23 protein-coding genes are annotated in these 16,676 nt (G+C 70.4%); 8 read left to right on the top strand and 15 right to left on the bottom strand.

Going from position 1 to position 16,676, the window contains the following annotated elements:
* Positions 1-67 precede the first annotated feature (67 nt).
* Positions 68-304, bottom strand: coding sequence for a hypothetical protein (locus AB0M88_RS23250; protein WP_364105449.1), 237 nt, complete (start codon positions 302-304; stop codon positions 68-70).
* 120 nt (positions 305-424) lie between these two features.
* Here AB0M88_RS23250 and AB0M88_RS23245 point away from each other — a divergent pair, with 120 nt between their 5' ends.
* The 3 genes from AB0M88_RS23245 (at position 425) to AB0M88_RS23235 (ending at position 3,547) form a co-directional block, all read left to right on the top strand.
* Positions 425-2,206, top strand: coding sequence for a GAF domain-containing protein (locus AB0M88_RS23245; protein WP_364105447.1), 1,782 nt, complete (start codon positions 425-427; stop codon positions 2,204-2,206).
* A gap of 9 nt (positions 2,207-2,215) precedes the next feature.
* Entirely contained in the window at positions 2,216-2,974 is a 759-nt protein-coding gene (locus AB0M88_RS23240) for a methyltransferase domain-containing protein (protein ID WP_364105445.1), read from the top strand.
* Positions 2,975-3,040: 66 nt separating this feature from the next.
* Positions 3,041-3,547 carry an SMI1/KNR4 family protein gene (locus tag AB0M88_RS23235; protein ID WP_364105443.1) on the top strand — a complete coding sequence of 169 codons (507 nt, stop codon included), beginning with the start codon at positions 3,041-3,043 and terminating at the stop codon, positions 3,545-3,547.
* On the opposite strand, the gene AB0M88_RS23230 is transcribed toward AB0M88_RS23235, so the two are convergent.
* The 4 genes from AB0M88_RS23230 to AB0M88_RS23215 all read right to left on the bottom strand — a co-directional run bounded on the left by AB0M88_RS23230 (position 3,531) and on the right by AB0M88_RS23215 (position 6,851).
* On the bottom strand, positions 3,531-3,971 hold the full coding sequence (locus AB0M88_RS23230; RefSeq protein WP_364105441.1) for a hypothetical protein: 441 nt from the start codon (positions 3,969-3,971) through the stop codon (positions 3,531-3,533). The genes AB0M88_RS23235 and AB0M88_RS23230 overlap by 17 nt on opposite strands.
* Positions 3,972-4,092: 121 nt before the next feature.
* The gene (locus AB0M88_RS23225; RefSeq protein WP_364105439.1) at positions 4,093-4,524 is read right to left on the bottom strand and encodes a hypothetical protein; all 432 of its coding nucleotides are present in this window, start codon (positions 4,522-4,524) and stop codon (positions 4,093-4,095) included.
* A gap of 285 nt (positions 4,525-4,809) precedes the next feature.
* Positions 4,810-5,934 (bottom strand): hypothetical protein, encoded by a 1,125-nt coding sequence (locus AB0M88_RS23220; RefSeq protein ID WP_364105437.1) that lies wholly within the window; start codon positions 5,932-5,934, stop codon positions 4,810-4,812.
* Positions 5,935-6,167: 233 nt separating this feature from the next.
* Positions 6,168-6,851, bottom strand: a complete 684-nt coding sequence (locus AB0M88_RS23215; protein ID WP_364105435.1) for a uridylate kinase — start codon at positions 6,849-6,851, stop codon at positions 6,168-6,170.
* Positions 6,852-6,991: 140 nt separating this feature from the next.
* On the opposite strand from AB0M88_RS23215, the gene AB0M88_RS23210 reads away from it, so the two are divergent.
* On the top strand, positions 6,992-7,375 hold the full coding sequence (locus AB0M88_RS23210; RefSeq protein WP_364105433.1) for a hypothetical protein: 384 nt from the start codon (positions 6,992-6,994) through the stop codon (positions 7,373-7,375).
* Positions 7,376-7,464: 89 nt separating this feature from the next.
* Here the strand turns inward: AB0M88_RS23210 and AB0M88_RS23205 are convergent, their stop codons facing one another.
* From AB0M88_RS23205 to AB0M88_RS23175, 7 genes are all read right to left on the bottom strand, one after another.
* The gene (locus AB0M88_RS23205; RefSeq protein WP_364105431.1) at positions 7,465-8,208 is read right to left on the bottom strand and encodes a hypothetical protein; all 744 of its coding nucleotides are present in this window, start codon (positions 8,206-8,208) and stop codon (positions 7,465-7,467) included.
* Between the two features lie 38 nt (positions 8,209-8,246).
* Complete coding sequence (locus tag AB0M88_RS23200) at positions 8,247-8,891, bottom strand: DUF6230 family protein (RefSeq protein WP_364105429.1); 645 nt, start codon at positions 8,889-8,891, stop codon at positions 8,247-8,249.
* A 296-nt stretch (positions 8,892-9,187) separates the two neighbouring features.
* The gene (locus AB0M88_RS23195) at positions 9,188-9,688 is read right to left on the bottom strand and encodes a hydrogenase maturation protease (protein ID WP_364105427.1); all 501 of its coding nucleotides are present in this window, start codon (positions 9,686-9,688) and stop codon (positions 9,188-9,190) included.
* A gap of 142 nt (positions 9,689-9,830) precedes the next feature.
* Entirely contained in the window at positions 9,831-10,856 is a 1,026-nt protein-coding gene (locus tag AB0M88_RS23190; RefSeq protein ID WP_364105425.1) for a hypothetical protein, read from the bottom strand.
* Complete coding sequence (locus AB0M88_RS23185) at positions 10,853-11,482, bottom strand: DUF6084 family protein (RefSeq protein WP_364105423.1); 630 nt, start codon at positions 11,480-11,482, stop codon at positions 10,853-10,855. Before AB0M88_RS23185 ends, AB0M88_RS23190 begins: the two co-directional genes overlap by 4 nt.
* A complete protein-coding gene (locus tag AB0M88_RS23180; RefSeq protein ID WP_364105421.1) occupies positions 11,479-11,637 on the bottom strand; it encodes a DUF5947 family protein in 159 nt (52 codons plus the stop codon). Before AB0M88_RS23180 ends, AB0M88_RS23185 begins: the two co-directional genes overlap by 4 nt.
* Before the next feature lie 3 nt (positions 11,638-11,640).
* Positions 11,641-11,832, bottom strand: a complete 192-nt coding sequence (locus AB0M88_RS23175; protein ID WP_364105419.1) for a hypothetical protein — start codon at positions 11,830-11,832, stop codon at positions 11,641-11,643.
* Positions 11,833-12,058: 226 nt separating this feature from the next.
* Between AB0M88_RS23175 and AB0M88_RS23170 the strand changes: the two genes are divergently transcribed.
* Both AB0M88_RS23170 and hypB read left to right on the top strand, forming a co-directional pair.
* Positions 12,059-12,283 (top strand): hydrogenase maturation nickel metallochaperone HypA, encoded by a 225-nt coding sequence (locus AB0M88_RS23170; RefSeq protein WP_364105493.1) that lies wholly within the window; start codon positions 12,059-12,061, stop codon positions 12,281-12,283.
* A 3-nt stretch (positions 12,284-12,286) separates the two neighbouring features.
* Positions 12,287-12,961, top strand: a complete 675-nt coding sequence (gene hypB / locus AB0M88_RS23165; protein WP_364105417.1) for a hydrogenase nickel incorporation protein HypB — start codon at positions 12,287-12,289, stop codon at positions 12,959-12,961.
* Here the strand turns inward: hypB and AB0M88_RS23160 are convergent.
* Positions 12,954-13,436, bottom strand: coding sequence for a hypothetical protein (locus AB0M88_RS23160; RefSeq protein WP_364105415.1), 483 nt, complete (start codon positions 13,434-13,436; stop codon positions 12,954-12,956). The genes hypB and AB0M88_RS23160 overlap by 8 nt on opposite strands.
* Positions 13,437-13,652: 216 nt before the next feature.
* Here AB0M88_RS23160 and AB0M88_RS23155 point away from each other — a divergent pair, with 216 nt between their 5' ends.
* Positions 13,653-13,898, top strand: a complete 246-nt coding sequence (locus AB0M88_RS23155; RefSeq protein ID WP_364105413.1) for a hypothetical protein — start codon at positions 13,653-13,655, stop codon at positions 13,896-13,898.
* A 15-nt stretch (positions 13,899-13,913) separates the two neighbouring features.
* On the opposite strand, the gene AB0M88_RS23150 is transcribed toward AB0M88_RS23155, so the two are convergent.
* A complete protein-coding gene (locus AB0M88_RS23150; protein WP_364105411.1) occupies positions 13,914-15,296 on the bottom strand; it encodes a hypothetical protein in 1,383 nt (460 codons plus the stop codon).
* A gap of 179 nt (positions 15,297-15,475) precedes the next feature.
* A complete protein-coding gene (locus AB0M88_RS23145; RefSeq protein WP_364105409.1) occupies positions 15,476-15,778 on the bottom strand; it encodes a methyl-accepting chemotaxis protein in 303 nt (100 codons plus the stop codon).
* A 304-nt stretch (positions 15,779-16,082) separates the two neighbouring features.
* Here AB0M88_RS23145 and AB0M88_RS23140 point away from each other — a divergent pair.
* The coding region (locus AB0M88_RS23140) for an FAD-dependent oxidoreductase (protein WP_364105407.1) at positions 16,083-16,676 on the top strand (594 nt) is incomplete at its 3' end.

Here is a 16,676-nt window from a genome sequence, read left to right as displayed (position 1 = left end):
CGTTTCAGGCTGCGTCCTTCAGCGTGATCAGACATCGGGCGCGGTGTGGCGGCGGTCTCACAATGAGTCACGCCTGGTCCTCGAAGATGGCCGCACGGATCTCGGCCAGGTGGCGTTTGACGTTCTCGCCGACCTGGCGGTCGCCTTCCGGGGCCGGTTCGATGCCGAACGCGCGCAGCAGTTCGGCGGCCGGGGCGCCCGGGTCGGCGCCGCCCAGCACCGGGTGCAGACCCTGCGCCGCCAGATGGTGAAAAACGACGTTGACGACGGTCCACGGGTTGAATGTTTCGGGAACCGGCTCCATCGCCCGAGTCCATCGCGGACCTGACAATCTGGGGTCTCAACATGAGACGAGAGTCACGGTTCCGGCGCGTACGGTGTAACCAGCCCGAAACCCGAGCGTGCCCGGCAAGGGGGGTGTCCCATGCCGCCGAACCGATCCCCCGACAACGCACTCGCCAAGACCCGAGAACAGTTCCTCACCGCGTCGGATGTCGACCCCCACCAGGTGCGGGACGCCATCCTGGCCTCGTGGTGGCGCTCCCGGCGGTGGAACGTGGCCGCCGACCGGATCGACCTGTCCTACCAGCGCGACCCCGACCTCGACAGCCCACTGACCCGCAGCGCCCTGCCGGTTTTGCGCCATCTGCGCGAGCACCTGGACGGGCAGCCGATCAGCATCATCCTGACCGACCAGGCCGGGCTGGTGCTCACCCGCATGGACGCCGGCCGGGAGCTCGACGCCCACCTCGACCGGGTCAACCTGGCGCCCGGCTTCAGCTACGCCGAGGAGCACGTCGGCACCAACGGCATCGGCACCGCGCTCGAGGGCGGCCGGCCGATGCAGGTGTTCGGCCACGAGCACTACGCCGAACACCTCGAGGACCTGGCCTGCGCCGGGGTGCCGATCCACCATCCGATCTCCGGCAAGACCGTCGGCGCGGTCGACCTGACCTGCTGGCGCCGCGACGCCGACCCGCTGCTGATGACGCTGGCCCGCACCACGGCCGGACAGATCCAGCAGGCGATGCTGGCCGACAGCGGAATCCGGGAACTGGAACTGCTGCAGGAATACCTGCGCACCTGCCGGCGTACGGCCGGGATCGTGTTCGCGCTCAACAACGACGTCGTGATGATGAACGACACCGCCCGGCACGCCCTCGACCCGGCCGAGCAGGCCCTGTTGCTGACCCGGGCGGCCGAGGTGCTGGCCGGCCGCAACCCGACGGCGTCGCTGGTGGTCGAGCTGCCGAGCGGGGCCAGGGCCCGCATGTACTGCCGGCCGGTGCGCGGCGAGGGCCGCCTGACCGGCGGAATCGTGCAGGTGAAGATGGCGGAACAGCCCGGCGCGGGCGCCCTCTCCTCGTCGCCCACCCCCCGGGCCTTCCTGCCCGGGCTGGTCGGCTCGGGCGGGCTGTGGCTGCGCGGGTGCCACCAGGTGCGGTCGGTCTACAGCGCCGGCGAATGGCTGACGCTGGAGGGCGAGGCCGGGGTCGGGAAGCTGGCCGTGATCCGGGCGATCCACCAGCACGACAGCCCGGGCGCGCACTTCGCGGTGGTCGACGCGGCCGCGGGCGGCCGCGGGTGGCTCGCCGACGTACGCCGGGAAATCGAGGCCGGCGAGGGCGCGCTGGTCATCCAGCACGCCGACCGCATCGGCCGGGCGCCGCTGCGAGCCCTGGCCCGCCTCCTCGAACAGGCCCGGGCCGGGCAGTCCCCGCCGTGGGTCGCGATGACGATGAGCCAGCGGCACGACGCCGGCGACCTGGCCGACCTGCTGCGGTTCTTCCCGAGCACGGTCGAGCTGCCGCCGCTGCGCTACCACCTGGAGGACGTGCAGGCGCTGGTGCCGTTCTTCCTGGCCAAGCTGGTGCCGGACGGGCGGCTGACCTGCTCGCCCGAGGCGATGCAGATGCTGTGCCGGTCGAGCTGGCCGGGCAACATCGAGCAGCTGTGGCAGGTGCTGCGCAACATCGTGCAGCGCCGGCGCAGCGGCTCGATCCAGCCGGACGACCTGCCACCGGAGTGCCGTACGGTCAGCCGCCGCCTGCTGAGCCCGCTCGAGGCGATGGAACGCGACGCTATCGTCCGCAGCCTCATCGACTGGAACGGCAACAAGATCAAGGCGGCGGCCGCCCTCGGCATGTCCCGCGCGACCATCTACCGCAAGATTCACGAGTACGGGATCGTCGCCCCGACCAAATAGGATCCCGGCATGGAGAAACGGGACCCGGCCCAGGTTTTCGGAGAGATCGCCGACCTCTACGACCGCGTCCGCAAGCCCTACCCGGCCGAGCTGTTCGACGACGTCCTCGGCTACGGCGGCGACGTGCGGCGGGCGCTCGAGATCGGCGCGGGAACGGGCCGGGCGACGGTCGAGTTCGCCGCCCACGGCGTCGAGGTCACGGCCATCGAACCGGACGCCGACATGGCGGCGATCCTGGCCCGGCACGCTCCCGGCGTGCCGATCTTCCGCGGCACCTTCGAGGAATTCCGGCCGGACGAACGGTTCGGGCTGGTCTACAGCGCCGAGGCCTGGCACTGGACGGTGCCGGAGACGCGCTGGCCGATGGCCGCCTCGGCGCTCGCCGACGGCGGGACGTTCGCGCTGCTCTGGAACAACGAGCGGCTCGCCGACCCGGACCGGCAGAAGGCGTTCGTGAACGTCTTCGCCGAGGTGGCGCCCACGGTCGTGATCAAGGATCTGTCGGTCACGCCGGAACGGGTCTGGTCGCAGTGGCCGGGTGACGAACTGGCCGCCGCGGCACAGTTCGGCGATCTCGCCAGCCGGCACTACCTTCACCACCTGACGGTCCCGGCGGCCGACTTCATCGGGCTCACGCAGACCCGGTCGCAGTTCCGGATGCTGCCGGCCGACGTGCGGCAGCGGGTGTTGGACCGGCTGGCCGCCCTGTTCGACGACGAGGTGTCCATGGCGATCGACACCACGCTGCTCCTGGCGACGCGGCGATAGCGGGCGGCGGTGCTCACCGCGTACGGCCGCAAGCCGGCGCCGGAGCGCCCATGCGATCATGCTGGGGTGATCGACTTTCGGCCGTTGCTGGACCGGCTCGCCCAGAGCATCGAGTCCCCGGCTCAGCGGCTGACACCGGCCCGGATCGCGGCCGAGGAGACGCGGCTCGGCCACCCGCTGCATCCGCTGCTCAGAGCCGTCTACGGGCAGGTGGCGGACGGCGGTTTCGGCCCCGACTACCAGCTCTTCCCGCTGGCCGAGGCGGTCGACACCTACACCCGCGAGCGCACCACCAACGCCGGCACGGAATGGGCCTGGCCGGAGGGCGTCCTGCCGATCCTGACCTGGGGCTGTGGCATGTACGCGGCCGTCGACTGCCGGAACGCGGACGGGCAGGTCCTGCTCTTCGAACCCAACGCCGGCGACCCGGAGCAGGCGTGGTGGATCGACTCGGCGAGCCTCGAGGCGTGGTTCGAGCACTACCTCGCCCAGGACGGCTGGTGGAACCTCGTCGAGGCGGGCGAGGACCCCGGCGAGCTGATCCCGTGGGACAGACCTAACGGCGTCGCTTGACTTTCTGGCGCTTCACCGGCTTGCGGCGCCGGCGAGGCCGCAACGGCACGTTCCGGCGCGACCGGCCGGACGGCACGGGGCGGCCGGTCGCGGCCGACCGGACCCCGGCCACGGCCGCCACCGTGAGGGCGGCGGCGCCCAGGCTGACCATGATCGGCGAGGCGTAGTCGATGCCCCAGCCGCGTTGCACCCGGTCGAGGCCGGCGGGGTCGTAGGTGACCTCGATCAGGTCGCCCTCGGCCATCCTCGTCAGCGGCCACAGGTCGATCTCGGCCTCGGCGGTGCTGCCGTCCGGCCGGGGAAGCTCCAGCCGGGCCTTGCGCACCTTACCGACGTGCGCGACGCTCACGACCTTGCCGGCCACCTCGATCCCGTGCGCCCGCAGGTCGGCGACCTGCCGCCACTGGCTCCCGGCCCAGACCACGACAAAGTGGCTCTGCTCACCGCCGGACTGACTCTGTCCCTCAGCTCCGGACCAGTGGAAGGCAACGTTAACCGCACAAAGAAGATCAAACGGCAGATGTACGGCCGCGCGGGCTTCGCCCTTACGGCTTAAGCGGAAGGTTTCGGGCCATCTTGATGACATGTTCGAACCACTGTTCCCGCGGCGCTATCTCGCCGTCCACGGTTCTGTAGGGCTGAACGTGGCCGTCGGCGTGTTCGAGGATCCAGCGTTCAGGCTGTTCGAGAAGGGCATACGCGTCCCCGGCGGCCAGGTCAGCGTCGTCGGTCAGACGGCTCTGCCACTCCGCCGGGATGACGTTCCATCCGGGAGGCGGATCCCGGAAGTAGAGGCCAATCCACCCAGCCCGGTACCAGGGCTCCAGGACGGCCGCGCACGTTGATGCAGGCCAAGGCCCGTGACGTCTAGCGGACCCTCCAGGGTCGTCAATCGAGCCTTGGGGAATCTCGTATAGCGGCGCCTCCTCCAGAACGCCAATCTCCATCTGCCACAGGAAATCCGTGAGGTCATCCACGACTGGCATTGTGCCCGGCAACCCTCGTGCAGGTCGCCAGCCCAGCAGTGACGTGCGCTCTAGGTGCCTTCACGGAATCCGCGCCAGAGCCCGAAACTCGCGGACATCGAATCCATCCGATCGAGCATCCGTCCCCCCGTGGTGTCAGAACTGGGTGCTGGCTCACAAAGCGTGAACGATCATGGTCGCCGTGGGTTCCGGGGCGGCGTCCCGCTTGCCAGGCCAGAACGACGAACCCACGAGGAGATCACTCACTGTCCGGTCGTGGTTGAGCGACGCGGCTGTTCAGCGGGAAAGACTCCACAGCAGGAGCCGGAAGGGGTCCTCGCCGCAGGTGAGCCAGGTGCCGTCACCCAGCGCCATCGGGGACTCCATTACCGGCATCGGGTATTCCACCTGACCGAGCACCTTTCCTTGCGCCGTGTCGATCAGCCAGTGCCGCGGCTGCCGGTCTTCTCCGCTGCTTGCGATCACGGTGTGCTCGTCGACGAAGCCGCATCGGTAGTCCCAGAAGGCCTCCTCTTCCTCGGTGTCCGACGACGCCTGGGGATGCGGCGGAATCTGGTCGTAGGCGGCAACCTCGTGCGTCACCGCACCGTCGGGAAGGCGATGAAGTGCCAGCTCCCCCTGCTCGTGGGCGACCGTCAAGAACTGGCTTCCGTCCGGGCTGACGTCAATGAGGCAGCGGTCGTCATCGCCGATACGGGTGACGGTCAGCCGGCTGCCGTCCCACCGGCCCCACAACAGCGGCACACCGTCTTGGCCTTCGCCGACGCTGAGGCCCATCTGGCCCGGGTCGGGATGGGGCACGTGGTGGGAGCCGGCGGTCGCGGTGTCGGTCGAGGCCCGGCCCAGGACGCGACCATCCACGGCGTCGAGCACCAGCCACTCCTCGCCGAGCTCGACATTCTCCGGCTCGATGTCCTGCGTCAGCGGGGTGCATACGTGTGCCCAGACCGTCGAACCGTCCGCGCTGATCCAGCATGAGCCGTCGTCGTGATGGCGGTGGCCGGCGCTGTCCGCGTACTCCTCGTAAGAGTCGTGCAGCTCCAGGCAGGCCCCTTGCCAGCAGGCATGCCGCACCCTCCAGCGCAGCGCCCCATCGGCGTCGACCGCGTGCAACGCGTGCTGACCGCTGAAGACCGCCAGGTCCAGGGTGGGACTCACCGCATCTCTCCCGCCCGCCCGGCGCGGCCATGGCGCCGGGAACCGCGCCGCGGGAGCGTCGTCGCCGGCCACGAGCCGGCCGAGGTCGTACGCCAACAGCTCCTCGTCGCGACGGATCACGACAAGCCGGCGCTCCGGCCACCGCTGGACGGTGGGAGTGTCCGCGGTGTGGGCGGAACCAGGTACGCGAGGGTCGTTCGCCGGCACGCGGAAGGACGCCAGGAGGGTAGGTGTGAAGCGCACCGGATGATCCTGCCAGGACTTCGCCGCCATGCTGTGACCACGGCTACGGCTGGGATGATGTCAGTGCGGCTGTGGCTGAGTTGATCCGTGGCAGGACAGCTACAACCATAAGTGTTTCAGGTCTTGGCTTGGGAAGCGTGAAGCCTGTCGCCGCGTCAGCGGGCTGTCCGCACGGCACCATGATCATTTCATGCTTTGTGAGCCAGAACCCAGAACTGACGGACAATTCCACGTCAGAGCCGTTTACGAGTTCGGACCTTCCAGTCGGGCTGCTGGGGCTCGTCGTTGTGCACGATGACGTCGGCAAGATCGGTCGGGCGGACCGTCGCGAAGTAGAGCTGCTGGGAGGGGATGTAACGCTCGCGCCAGCGTCGTTCGACGTCGGCCTGGGATGACACCTGCCGTTCTCGGAACACGGCGCGATCCACGGTCCTCTCGAGCGCGATGGACACGAAGATGCGCAGGTCCCACCGGTCAATCAGTTCCGGGCGCATGAGAAAGACGCCGTCGAAGAGCAGGATGGCGTCAACGGGGGCAGTGGTGACTGGTGGGGACAGCGCGGTATCCGTGGTGTGGTCGTAGACCGCGTGCTGGAAGCGTCGATCTCCGTCCGGGCCGAGCGGATCGAGCAGGACCCGGTTCAGTGCGTCGTAGTCGTGGGTGTCGAAATAGCACCCTTCGGCCGAGTATTCACCGCGCGGATAGCGCTGCGCTCGGGGGAAGAGGAAGTCGTCGATCGTCGCGCGGATGACGTGGCGGCCCCGTGCGCGCAAGATGACGGCCAGCTCGTCAGCGAGGGTGGTCTTGCCGGCGGCGGGCGGCCCGTCGACGGCAACTCGCGTTGGGTGTTCGGCCGAGACGGACCCGATCGCTTCAACCAGGTAGCCGAGCAACTCGTCGCGGACGCTCTGGTTCACGTCCCGTCCCCCGGGCCTCGCGAAGATCGCCGTGCCGAGCCGAATTGGCGGCGAACAGCACGCCCACCGCCGCCGAGCGCTTGCTCAACGAGACCTCCCCCAGGGAGATCATCATGCACCGGGCATGCCAGTCTGAGGTCATGAGGAGCGGCGAAGTGTGGTGGGCCCGGCTCGACGGCCGTACGCCGGTGGTCCTGCTCGGCGGCGGCAAGGCCGTCCGGATCGTCGAACCGGCCACTGAGGAGCAGAAACGCGGTTTCGTCGTGTTCACCGGAGCCGAGGTGGCCGACGACGAGACCCTCGCCGCGACGGCGGATCCGTCAGCGGCCGCGGTCGGGGCCGAGGTCGAGATCGAAGGGCTGGGCGTCGTGCGGGTCGCGTTCCCCCGCGCCGGCCGGATCTTCTGCACCTGGGAGACGATGCTGACCGACGACGACCTGATCTCGCGGATCACCGTGCTGCCGTCCGAGACCCGGCGCCAACTGGAGACCGTGATGCGGCTGGCCGACCCTCAGGCCGGGTGAGATCCGCTCAGGGTGAATTCGTTCGCGGACACGGCTCGGCGGCCGCGTGGAGGGGCGGCCGCCGAGCTGGTGCCTGATCGGGGGATTCGTCAGGCGGTGGGGGTGTCCGTGGGCGTGTCGGTCGGTGCGGAGGTCGTCTCGGCGACCGTGATCTGCTGGGTGCCGTCGGTCGTGTCGGTGATCTCGTAGCGGGCGGTGAAGGTCGCCGCCGTCGCGCCGGTCGGGCAGCCGAAGCCGCCGGTCACGCTGATCGGCAGGGAGACGCCGGCCGAGAAGTCGAGCTGGGGCGCGGTGGTGGCGGTGCCGTCGACCCACGGGCCGGTGATCGCGGCCGGGCCGTCCGGGGCCACCGTGATCGTGCACGAGGCCAGGCCGGAGATCGTGGTGACGACGCCCGCCTGCGGGATGGTCATCGTGCCGGTCGAGCCGGCCGGGTCGTACTGCAGGCCGATCGTCCACGAGCCGTTGGTGGCGTTGGTGGCCGTGGTCGCGGTGGTGAACGGGACGTTGGTCGGGCAGGCGCCGCCGTTGTTGGCGAAGGTCGGCGGGGTGACCGAGGAGATGACCGGGCCGTCGGCACTCGAGTTGCCGGGGGCGGCCGGGACGGTGCCGGTGTTGGCCGACTGGTTGCAGGTCACCGTCGTCGAGCCGACGACGAAGCCGGCGCTGGTCCCGGACACCAGGCTCGCCGAGTACGAGTCGCCGGCCGGTGTGACCGTGGTGCCGGTCGCGGCCTGGGCGGGCCCGGCGGTGAGTGCGACCAGACCGACTCCGGCCACCAGGGCGGCCGCGGCGCCGAGCGGCGCGGCACGCAGGACACGGGTACGGCTCATGCCGTCTCTCCTTCTCGCTGTTTGTCGGTGGGGGACGTTCAGAAGCACTCGTCCTGACCCCAGTGCAGCTGCATGGACAGGTGCTTGAGGTTGAACTCGCTGGCCATGGTCGACCAGGCGGTCTGCTGGAGGTGCGTGATCGTGACCGAGGTGGCCTGCTGGCCGAAGAAGCCCTGCCGCCGCTGGGCGAGCTCGGCCGGGTCGTTGGTCGGGCCCTTGTCCATCGTGCTGGCGTCGCGGCCGATCTCGATCGTGTGGAAGTCGGCGTCGCCGTCGAGGCGGGTCATGTCGACGACCATGTCGGTGGCGGTGACGGGCTTGCCGGCGTCGCCCGCGGTGATCACCAGCGTGACCTTGCCGAAGACGCCGAGGTCGGTGACGACGGACTGGCACAGGTTGGTGATCTCGGCGGTCTTCATGGCCGAGATGGCGACCGGCTCCGGCACCTGCTTGGGCGGGTTGCTGCCGGGGGCGATGGAGGCGTCGACCCCGCCGTACTGCACGAAGCCCGTGGCGACGAGCTGGTCGGCGCTCACCTTGAAGTTCTGGCCGGAGACGTTGAAGCCGACCGCGAGCGCGCCGTCGGCGACCAGGGCGACCATGCCCGCGCTGAGGCCGACCGACAGGAGCATGAGGAGGCCGAACCGGCGCCACCGGGTACGGCCGAAACCGGGCTCATCCATTGTCGGGCTCCCTGAGGCGAATTCGCTGGGTAAAGAAGGATGAGCCCGAAGCTAGTCCCGCGCTATTTTGATCGTCAAGCGTCAATGTTACTGGAGAGTACAAGTTTGTCGGCGAGACACAAAGGGGCGCGTTCCCATTGTTTCCCGGCGACTATTCAAAAGAGAGTTGGCGGCGTTCGCGACTCTCGATAAGCCCGGCCCGCCGACAGACCTCGAAGACCTGGAAGCTGTAGTGGGCCCGGCCCGGCAGCGCGGGCAGATCGGGAAGCCGGGCGGCCGGGATGCCCAGGCACCTGTCACGGCCTCCCGGGCTCGGTCAGCGGCTCGGTCAGCGGAAGGCGTTCGAGCAGGTCGAGCACGGTGTCGATGGCCGCCGGGACGGCCGCCGACATCGCGGGGCTCAGGCCGATGCCCTCCCGCGTCGACTCGACCGGGCAACCCACGATGTAGGTCGGCGGCAGCTTTCCGCCCATCGCGGTCAGGCTTCCCAGTACGGCCACCGGCTGCGTCCCGTGGGCGTCGAACCCGCCCGGGTCGGCGTCGCCCGGGCCGAGCTCCATGACGATGACCTGGCCCGGCGGGCCGCTGGTCGCGGGCAGGGCGTCGACCAGGATCAGGCTGTCCCAGCCGTCGAGCAGGTCGTAGGCCAGGTGCATGCCGCGGATGCCGTAGTCGACGACGTGTACGCCCGGCGGCGGGGAACCGCCCGCCGCGAGCCGGCGCACCACCTCGGGCCCGAAGCCGTCGTCGCCGAGGAAGAGATTGCCGATCCCGGCGACCAGGACGCGGCCGGTCACATCGAGCGGATCGCGAGGGAGCGGCGGATGTCCGGTATCGATCTCGCGGCCCCGGTCCCGGCCGCGGCGGCGGCCGCGGTGAGCGCGAGCATCGTGAGCACTCCAGGGAACCTCATGAGCGGTCTTCCCCTTCGGTTGCGGGTTAGATCTCGTCGGGCGCGAAGTAGTAGTGGCGGCCGTACCACTCGTGCAGGCCGGCGTCGGGATCGTCGGCCAGGGCCACGGGCGGGGACAGGCCGTCGCAGCGGTCGATGACGGCGGCCGCCCGGGGGTCGGTGGCCCGGGCCTCGGCCTTCTCGGCGTCGGTCATGGTCAGCACCCGCAAGGTGAGGATCTCGTCGATCTCGGTCAGGTCGAACAGCTCGCCCGGGCTCTCGGCGGCCACCCGCGGGTGGTCGTAGAGGATGATCGGGGCGGCCAGCAGCACGTCGGCGCTGCCGGGTGGGCCGGCCAGGACGGGCCAGCAGCGGTTCTGGGTGCAGCCGGCGGCGGCGGCCGCGGCGAACGGCGGCGGGTCCTGCACCGAGATGAACGAGCAGCCGTGGGCCTCGAGCAGGAGGTGGGTCCCGAGCAGGGAGTGGCGGGTCGCGGACTGCTTGTCGGCGACCGGGGACGGGTGCTCGTTCGAGACGGTCACGGTCAGGCGGGTCACGGAGGCGCCGGGCAGGGGCGAGAGCGAGAGACGGACCCGGGCCGTCAACGGCCATCGGCGGCGTACGAACCGGCCGGCCGGCGGGTCGGCGGGCGAGCCCGCCGGATGCAGCGGGGTGGAATCGGAAAAGGCCGGAACGTGCACCGGAAAATCGGTGACGAAAGGCGGGACCGTCACTTCGTGCTCGACGGCCTCGTCCCAGGACAGGAGTGTCCGGTCGCCGATGCGAAGGGACGGGACATGACGGTAGGAACCGCCGGAATCGAGGCGCTCGACATCGCGTACCTGAAGGTGGAGGAACCGAAGGTGGACCGTGACGTGGCCGCCCGGCGTGAGCAGGCACTGCATGGCCATGGTCGGCGGTTCGCCGAAGGCGGATTCGGAAGCGAGCGGCGGACCGAGCACGCCGAACTGCCAGCGCGACCGGTTCTTGGCCGCGGACGCCCGATAGGGATAGAGCAGATAGCCCTCGTAGAGGACGGCGTCGGCGACGGCACGAGCGGCGGCAATGCTCACGACGCGCCGCCCAGTAACTTCAGCACGGTCTCGTCCCAGCTGGTCAGGCCGTGCCGGGCCCGGAAGTCGGCCAGCGCCACCAGGGTGTCGGAACTGAGGCGCAGCCAGCCGGTGTTCGGGAAATAGGACTCGATCATCTGCCGCCAGATGAATACCGGCAGGTCGAATTTCGCCTCGCACGCCCAGGGCACCTGCTCGACCGCGAAGCCGGTATCACCTCGGGTGAAGATGGTGCCGGAGAACAGGAACGTGAGCGGGATGTCGCCGGCGTCGAGCGCGTGCAGATAGCGGGTGCCGATCACCTCGAGGTCGTAGGTGCAGGGCATCGCCAGCGCGAATTCGGCGTGTCCGGAGAAGCCGGGAACCGTGGCGTTGCAATGCATCCAGGTGAACGACTTGAGCGTGTCGCCCCAGCGGGAACGCTCGCCGAACAGGCCGAGCAGCGCGGCGGCGGAGACCTCGTCATAGCGGCGTCGTTGCGGCTCGATGCGCACCTGGCAGCGCAGGGCGATCGCGTGCACCCGCACGCCGGTGGTCTCGTCGATCCGCAGCCGGGCGGTCAGTTGCGGTGCCGCGGCATAGGGCTCCGAAATGACATCCCGGACGGAGAAACGGTAGTCGCTCACGTCGCGCTTCTTTCCCGTACGCGGGTGAAGAAGCGCGAGATCTCCTCGCGTGCCTCCCGGCCGTCGAATCCGCGCCACACCCGCCGGAGCCGGCCGGTCAGTTCGTAGCGGGCGTCGATCCGGGCGCCCGTCGCCTGCCATTCCTCCTCGGCCACGGCTCACTCGCTGGTCGTCATCGGATCGCTGCCGAACCCGCACCGGTAACCGTCCTCGTGCGGCTTCTCGTCCGGGATCGGGTCCTCGACGACGAGCTGGGTGGCCGCGGTGAGCGCGACCGAATCACCGTCGCAGCTGAGTCCCGAGTTGATCCACAGAACGTGAATAAGGACGTCGGTGTCCGCGGAAGGCATGTGACCCGCTCTCCGGGGTCCGACCAGGACCCCCGTCAGAGGATGCGGCCTTGCGTGTGATGCGCGTAACAGAGTAGTCCTACAGTGTGTAACGGTGTCAATCCACCGCGTGGAGCGTTCATGCGTGAGCTTTCGGTTGCCGAGAGCATCGTCGGCGCGGTCTGCGCGCGGGCCGGCGGACGCCGCGTGCGGCGGGGTGACCGTCCGAATTGGAGCTTTGACGGCGGTGGTTCCGGACGCGATGCGATTCTGCTTCGACCTGGCGGTCGAAGGCATCCTCGCGGACGGCGCCGAACTGGCGATCGACCATCGTCCGGGTGCGGCTCACTGCCGCACCTGCGGTCTTGACGTACGCCTCGACGACCCGATTCTGTTGAGTCCCTGTGGCAGTGCCGACCTCGAGGTCACCGGCGGCCGCGAGTTGCAGATCGTCTCGATGGAGGTGGGCTGAAGAATGTGCGCGACCTGCGGTTGCGGCCACAGCCATGGTGTTGAGGTCGTCGCCCTGGAAGAGAAGGTGCTCGCCCGCAACGACGAGATCGCGTTCGCCAACCGGGCCCGGCTGGAGGCGCTCGGGGTGCGGGCGGTCAACCTCATGAGCTCCCCCGGGTCGGGCAAAACCACGCTGCTCGAACGGACCATCCAGGACCTCGGCGGCCGGCGGTCGATCGCGGTCGTCGAGGGCGACCAGGAGACCACACTGGACGCCGAGCGGATCCGGCGCACCGGCATCGACGTCGTGCAGGTCAACACCGGTGCCGGCTGCCACCTCGACGCCTCGATGCTGGACCGGGCGCTCGACGAGCTCGACCCGGCGCCGAAGACACTGCTGTTCGTGGAGAACGTGGGAAACCTCGTCTGCCCGGCGCTGTTCGACCTCGGCGAATCCGGCAAGGTCGTGATCATCTCGGTGACCGAGGGCACGGACAAGCCGCTGAAATACCCGTACATGTTCGCGGCGGCCGACCTGGTCGTGATCAACAAGCTCGACCTCCTGCCGTACGTCGACTTCGACATCGACGCCTGCCGTCTGCACGTCGCCTCGGTCAACCCGGCGGCCACGGTGATCACGGTGTCGGCGACCCGGGGCGACAATCTGACCGACTGGTACGGCTGGCTTTTCAGTTGAGGCCCGGTCGTTTCCACACCGGATAGAGGTCGGCTCCCCCCGGCGTACGAAAGACGCGCACCACCCGGTCGGCGCGCACCACGCAGGCCAGCTCGGCCGTGAGGTCACGCATCGCGCCGACCTCGGTCAACACGACCGGCACACTCCCGGCGTCGAGGAGGAAGCCCAGCCGGCGGGCGAGATCCGGCCGGGCGGCCACGGCGACGACGTCGTGCCTCGGCAGGCGCGTCCGCAGGCCGGCGAGCATCGCCCGGTGCTTGCCGGCGCCCCGCTCGGCCCCGAACACCACCAGCAGCTCGTCGTCGACCGCGACCTCGGCCAGCCTGATCGCCACGGCCGCGTGCCCGGCGTCCAGCTCGCGCACGGCGGCCACCGTCGGCCCGCGCGCCTCGTCGTTCCGGTCCGGGGCGTCCCACCAGGACTGTTCCGGCTCGCCGTCGCGGCTGGGGCCGCCGTTCAGCACGCTCTCATTCATGAATCGGGAACTCTAGGCGCTTTTCACCGCCCCGAGCCCCGGCGTCACCCGAACGTGAACGGCCGCCCCTCGTAAGCTCATCGGGTGGTGGCGCGCTCGTTCGCCGCCCGCAAGCTGCGCGACCGCGTGGCCGAGGTGCTGCTGGAGGCGGCCCGACGTGTTGTTCGCGACCGACAGCGCCGCCGATCCACGGAACAATCGTGAAAGGTCGCGGCCGTGGCCAGCCTGAACCGACCGGTCGTCCTGCTGCTGCACGACCAGCTGCTCGACGCCCGGGTCTGGCGCGGGTTCGCCGACCTGATCTCGGTCCACGCCGACGTTCTCACCGTCGACGCGCCCGCCCCGGCTGAACTCCGGCGGACACCCGGCGAATGGGCCGCCGACCTGGAAACCGCGATCCGGCCGTGGCTGGAGGAGCCCAGGCGCATGGCCGCGCTGGTGCGCGACCTCCTCGACCGGTGATGCGCCTTTGTGCCGTCAGGAGACGGCGTCCGGGCGGTTGAGCAGCGTCTGGTACCAGGCGGCGTTCGGATTGTTGGTCGCCGGGAAGTTGGCGAGCGGGTCGGTGGCCAGCGCGGCCGAGTCGAAGTCCCAGCCGCGGGCGCTGACGCCGGCCTGCCGGGCCGACCGGATGAACGACTTGTTCGAGGCGGTCGCGGCCCAGAACAGCGCGCCGTCCTTGAGCTCGGCGCTGTCGCCGGCCTGATATTCGACGAAGGCCAGCTGGGGGAACCGGATCCGCTCGGCGGGCGCCCGGTCGGTGGTCGCGGTCAGCGTTCCGCCGCCGGCGACCTCGACCGTACGCCCGGAGGCCGTGGCCGTGGTGGTCGGGAAGCGCGCGTCGGACGTGGTGGCGTGCGCCGTCCAGGCGACCGCGGTCGCTCCGGCGGTGCCGGCCCAGTCCCAGTTCTGGCTGTTGCTCGGGCTCTTGTGGATCTCGCGTACGGCGGACCCGGCCGGGTCGGTGAAGGCGACCGTCGGCAGCACGCCGGTGTCGTACCTGGCCGAGGCCGACCAGCTGATCTCGCCGCCGGCGCCGAGGTGGCCGACGTGCGACCAGAGGTTGTTACCGCTCGGCGCCTGGTGCACCTCGACCAGGGTGCCGTTGTCGTTCAGCGCCACGTCCGCGCTCCGGCCGGTGTCGTATTGCCCGTGCCGCAGCCAGGTCAGGTGGCCGTCGGCGCCGTACTGGCCGGTCCAGTACCAGAGGTCGCCGGAACCGTTGTCGTGCACCTCGACGACCTGGCCCTTGTCGTTGACGACGATCGCCGGGTTGCTGCCGGTGTCGCGCAGGTAGCCGGTGCGGGCCGTGGCGTTGCCGGAGAGCAGCACCAGGACGCGCCCGCGCAGCGACCCGACCGTGCCGAGCGGGCCCTGGCGCACGAGCCGCGCGCCGAACACGTCGCCGACCTCCTGGTTGAGGGCGCCGAAGTTCCCGGCCGCGTACGACGCCCGGGTCGTCGGGTCGTCCTTGAGGTCGAGCATGACCGTGACCGGGGCGGCGGCCGGATGGGCGGCCGACCACGTGTCGACGGTCGTCAGCCAGGCCCGCAGCTGGTTCCCGGCCGGGTTGCCGCCGGTGTGGTCGACCTGGTCGCCGGCCGAGCCGTGCCCGATCTGGTAGTCGCCGGTGCTCGCGTAGGAGCCGCTCCACACGTCGAGCTCGACGTAGCGCACCCCGCTGTCGAGCTGCTGCCCGATCGAGCCGCGCGCCCCGCCGATGTCGCCCGAGTACGAGTTGTGCGTGGCCCGGAAGACCGCGGACGCGAACGGCAGGTCGTCGTTGGAAGCGGCGTACGCGGCTTGCGGTGCCAGCGCCAGCAGCACCGCGGCGGCCAGAGCCGTCACCCGTGATCTCATGCCGCCGAGATTAGGCGCGCATCGCCGTCGGTCGATGTCGCATCGCTGGACGGCAGATGAATTCAGTAGCGGAAGGCCCCCACCAGCTCGGTCGGTTCCCGTCCCGAATGGTCGAGCGTGGACGCGATCTCGCCCGCCCGGTCGGTCGCTGTGCTCCTTGGTCAGGCGGGTCGCCTCGGCTACCCCCGGTGATGTTCTGGGCGATGACGGTCGTGCCGGTGGCGGCCTGGATGTCGGCGACCTGGCGCGCGATGTTCCCGGTCGCCCTGGCCCGTTTCCTGGGCCAGGTCCTTGACCTCGCCCGCGACCACGGCGAAACCCTTGCCGGACTCGCCGGTCCGGGCCGCCTCGATGGTCGCGTTGAGTGCGAGCAGGTTGGTCTGCCCGGCGATGCCGGTGATCAGCTTGATCCCGCTGCCGATCTCGGCCGACGAACTGGTCAGCTTCCGTACGGTGGCGCGGGCCGCCTCGGCGTTCGTCACCCGCGGACGCGACCACCTCGGAGGCGCTGGTCGCCGAGGTGGCGATCTCGCGGATCGTCGCGCTCATCTCCTCACCCGAGGCGGCGACGGTCCGCACGCTCTCCGACCCGACGCCGGCCGCGTCCGAGACCGTGCCGGCCCGTTCGGCCGCCTGTTCGGCGGAGTCGCGGAGCCGGTCGCCCAGGTGGGACCTTGCGCAGGTCCCGGTTGGGGCCGATCGATATCGCGATCGCGGCGGCCCGGTCGGTGGGGCAGAGCGGATCCCGGCTGAGCAAAAGCCTGGACAAGCGGGCAGGATGGCCGGATGGAACGGCGGACGGTGTGGGATGCGAGCCTCGACGACTCCGAGCGGTCGGCCCTGCGGCCGGGCCGGCCCGAACGCCTCGACCGCTCGCCCGACGTGCTGGTGGTCGGCGGCGGGATCGTGGGGCTGGCGGTCGCGACGGCCTGCCGGCAGGCCGGGCTCGGACGGGTGGTCGTGCTCGAGAAGGAGGAGCGGCTCGCCTCGGGCGCGTCGGGCGGGAACGCCGGGGCGATCGCGCCCGACATGCACCTGCTGACCGACAGCCCGGAGTTCGTGGCCTTCGGGCGGGCCAGCCGCGAGATCTACCGCCGGTGGGACACCGAGTGGGAGGGCGCGCTCGGGCTGTGGCCGACCCGGTGGCTCAACCTGTTCCCGGCCGGGGCCGGCCCGCTGGTCACGCGGCAGGCGCCGGGCATCGAGCCGAGCGCGGCGACGCCGCCGGAGATCCAGCTGCTCGACGCCGATCAGGTAAAGGAGCTCGAACCCGACGTGAGGATGCCCGAGGGCGGCACCGCGCAGCTCGTCGACGGCCAGGTCGGGGTGCATCCGCTGCGGGTGGTCGCGGGCCTGGCGACCCGGGCGCCTCCCCGGGTC

This window comes from Actinoplanes sp. NPDC051411, from assembly GCF_040682075.1.
In the GTDB taxonomy this organism is placed as follows: Bacteria; Actinomycetota; Actinomycetes; order Mycobacteriales; family Micromonosporaceae; genus Actinoplanes.
This window is presented reverse-complemented; position numbering and strand designations above follow the sequence as displayed.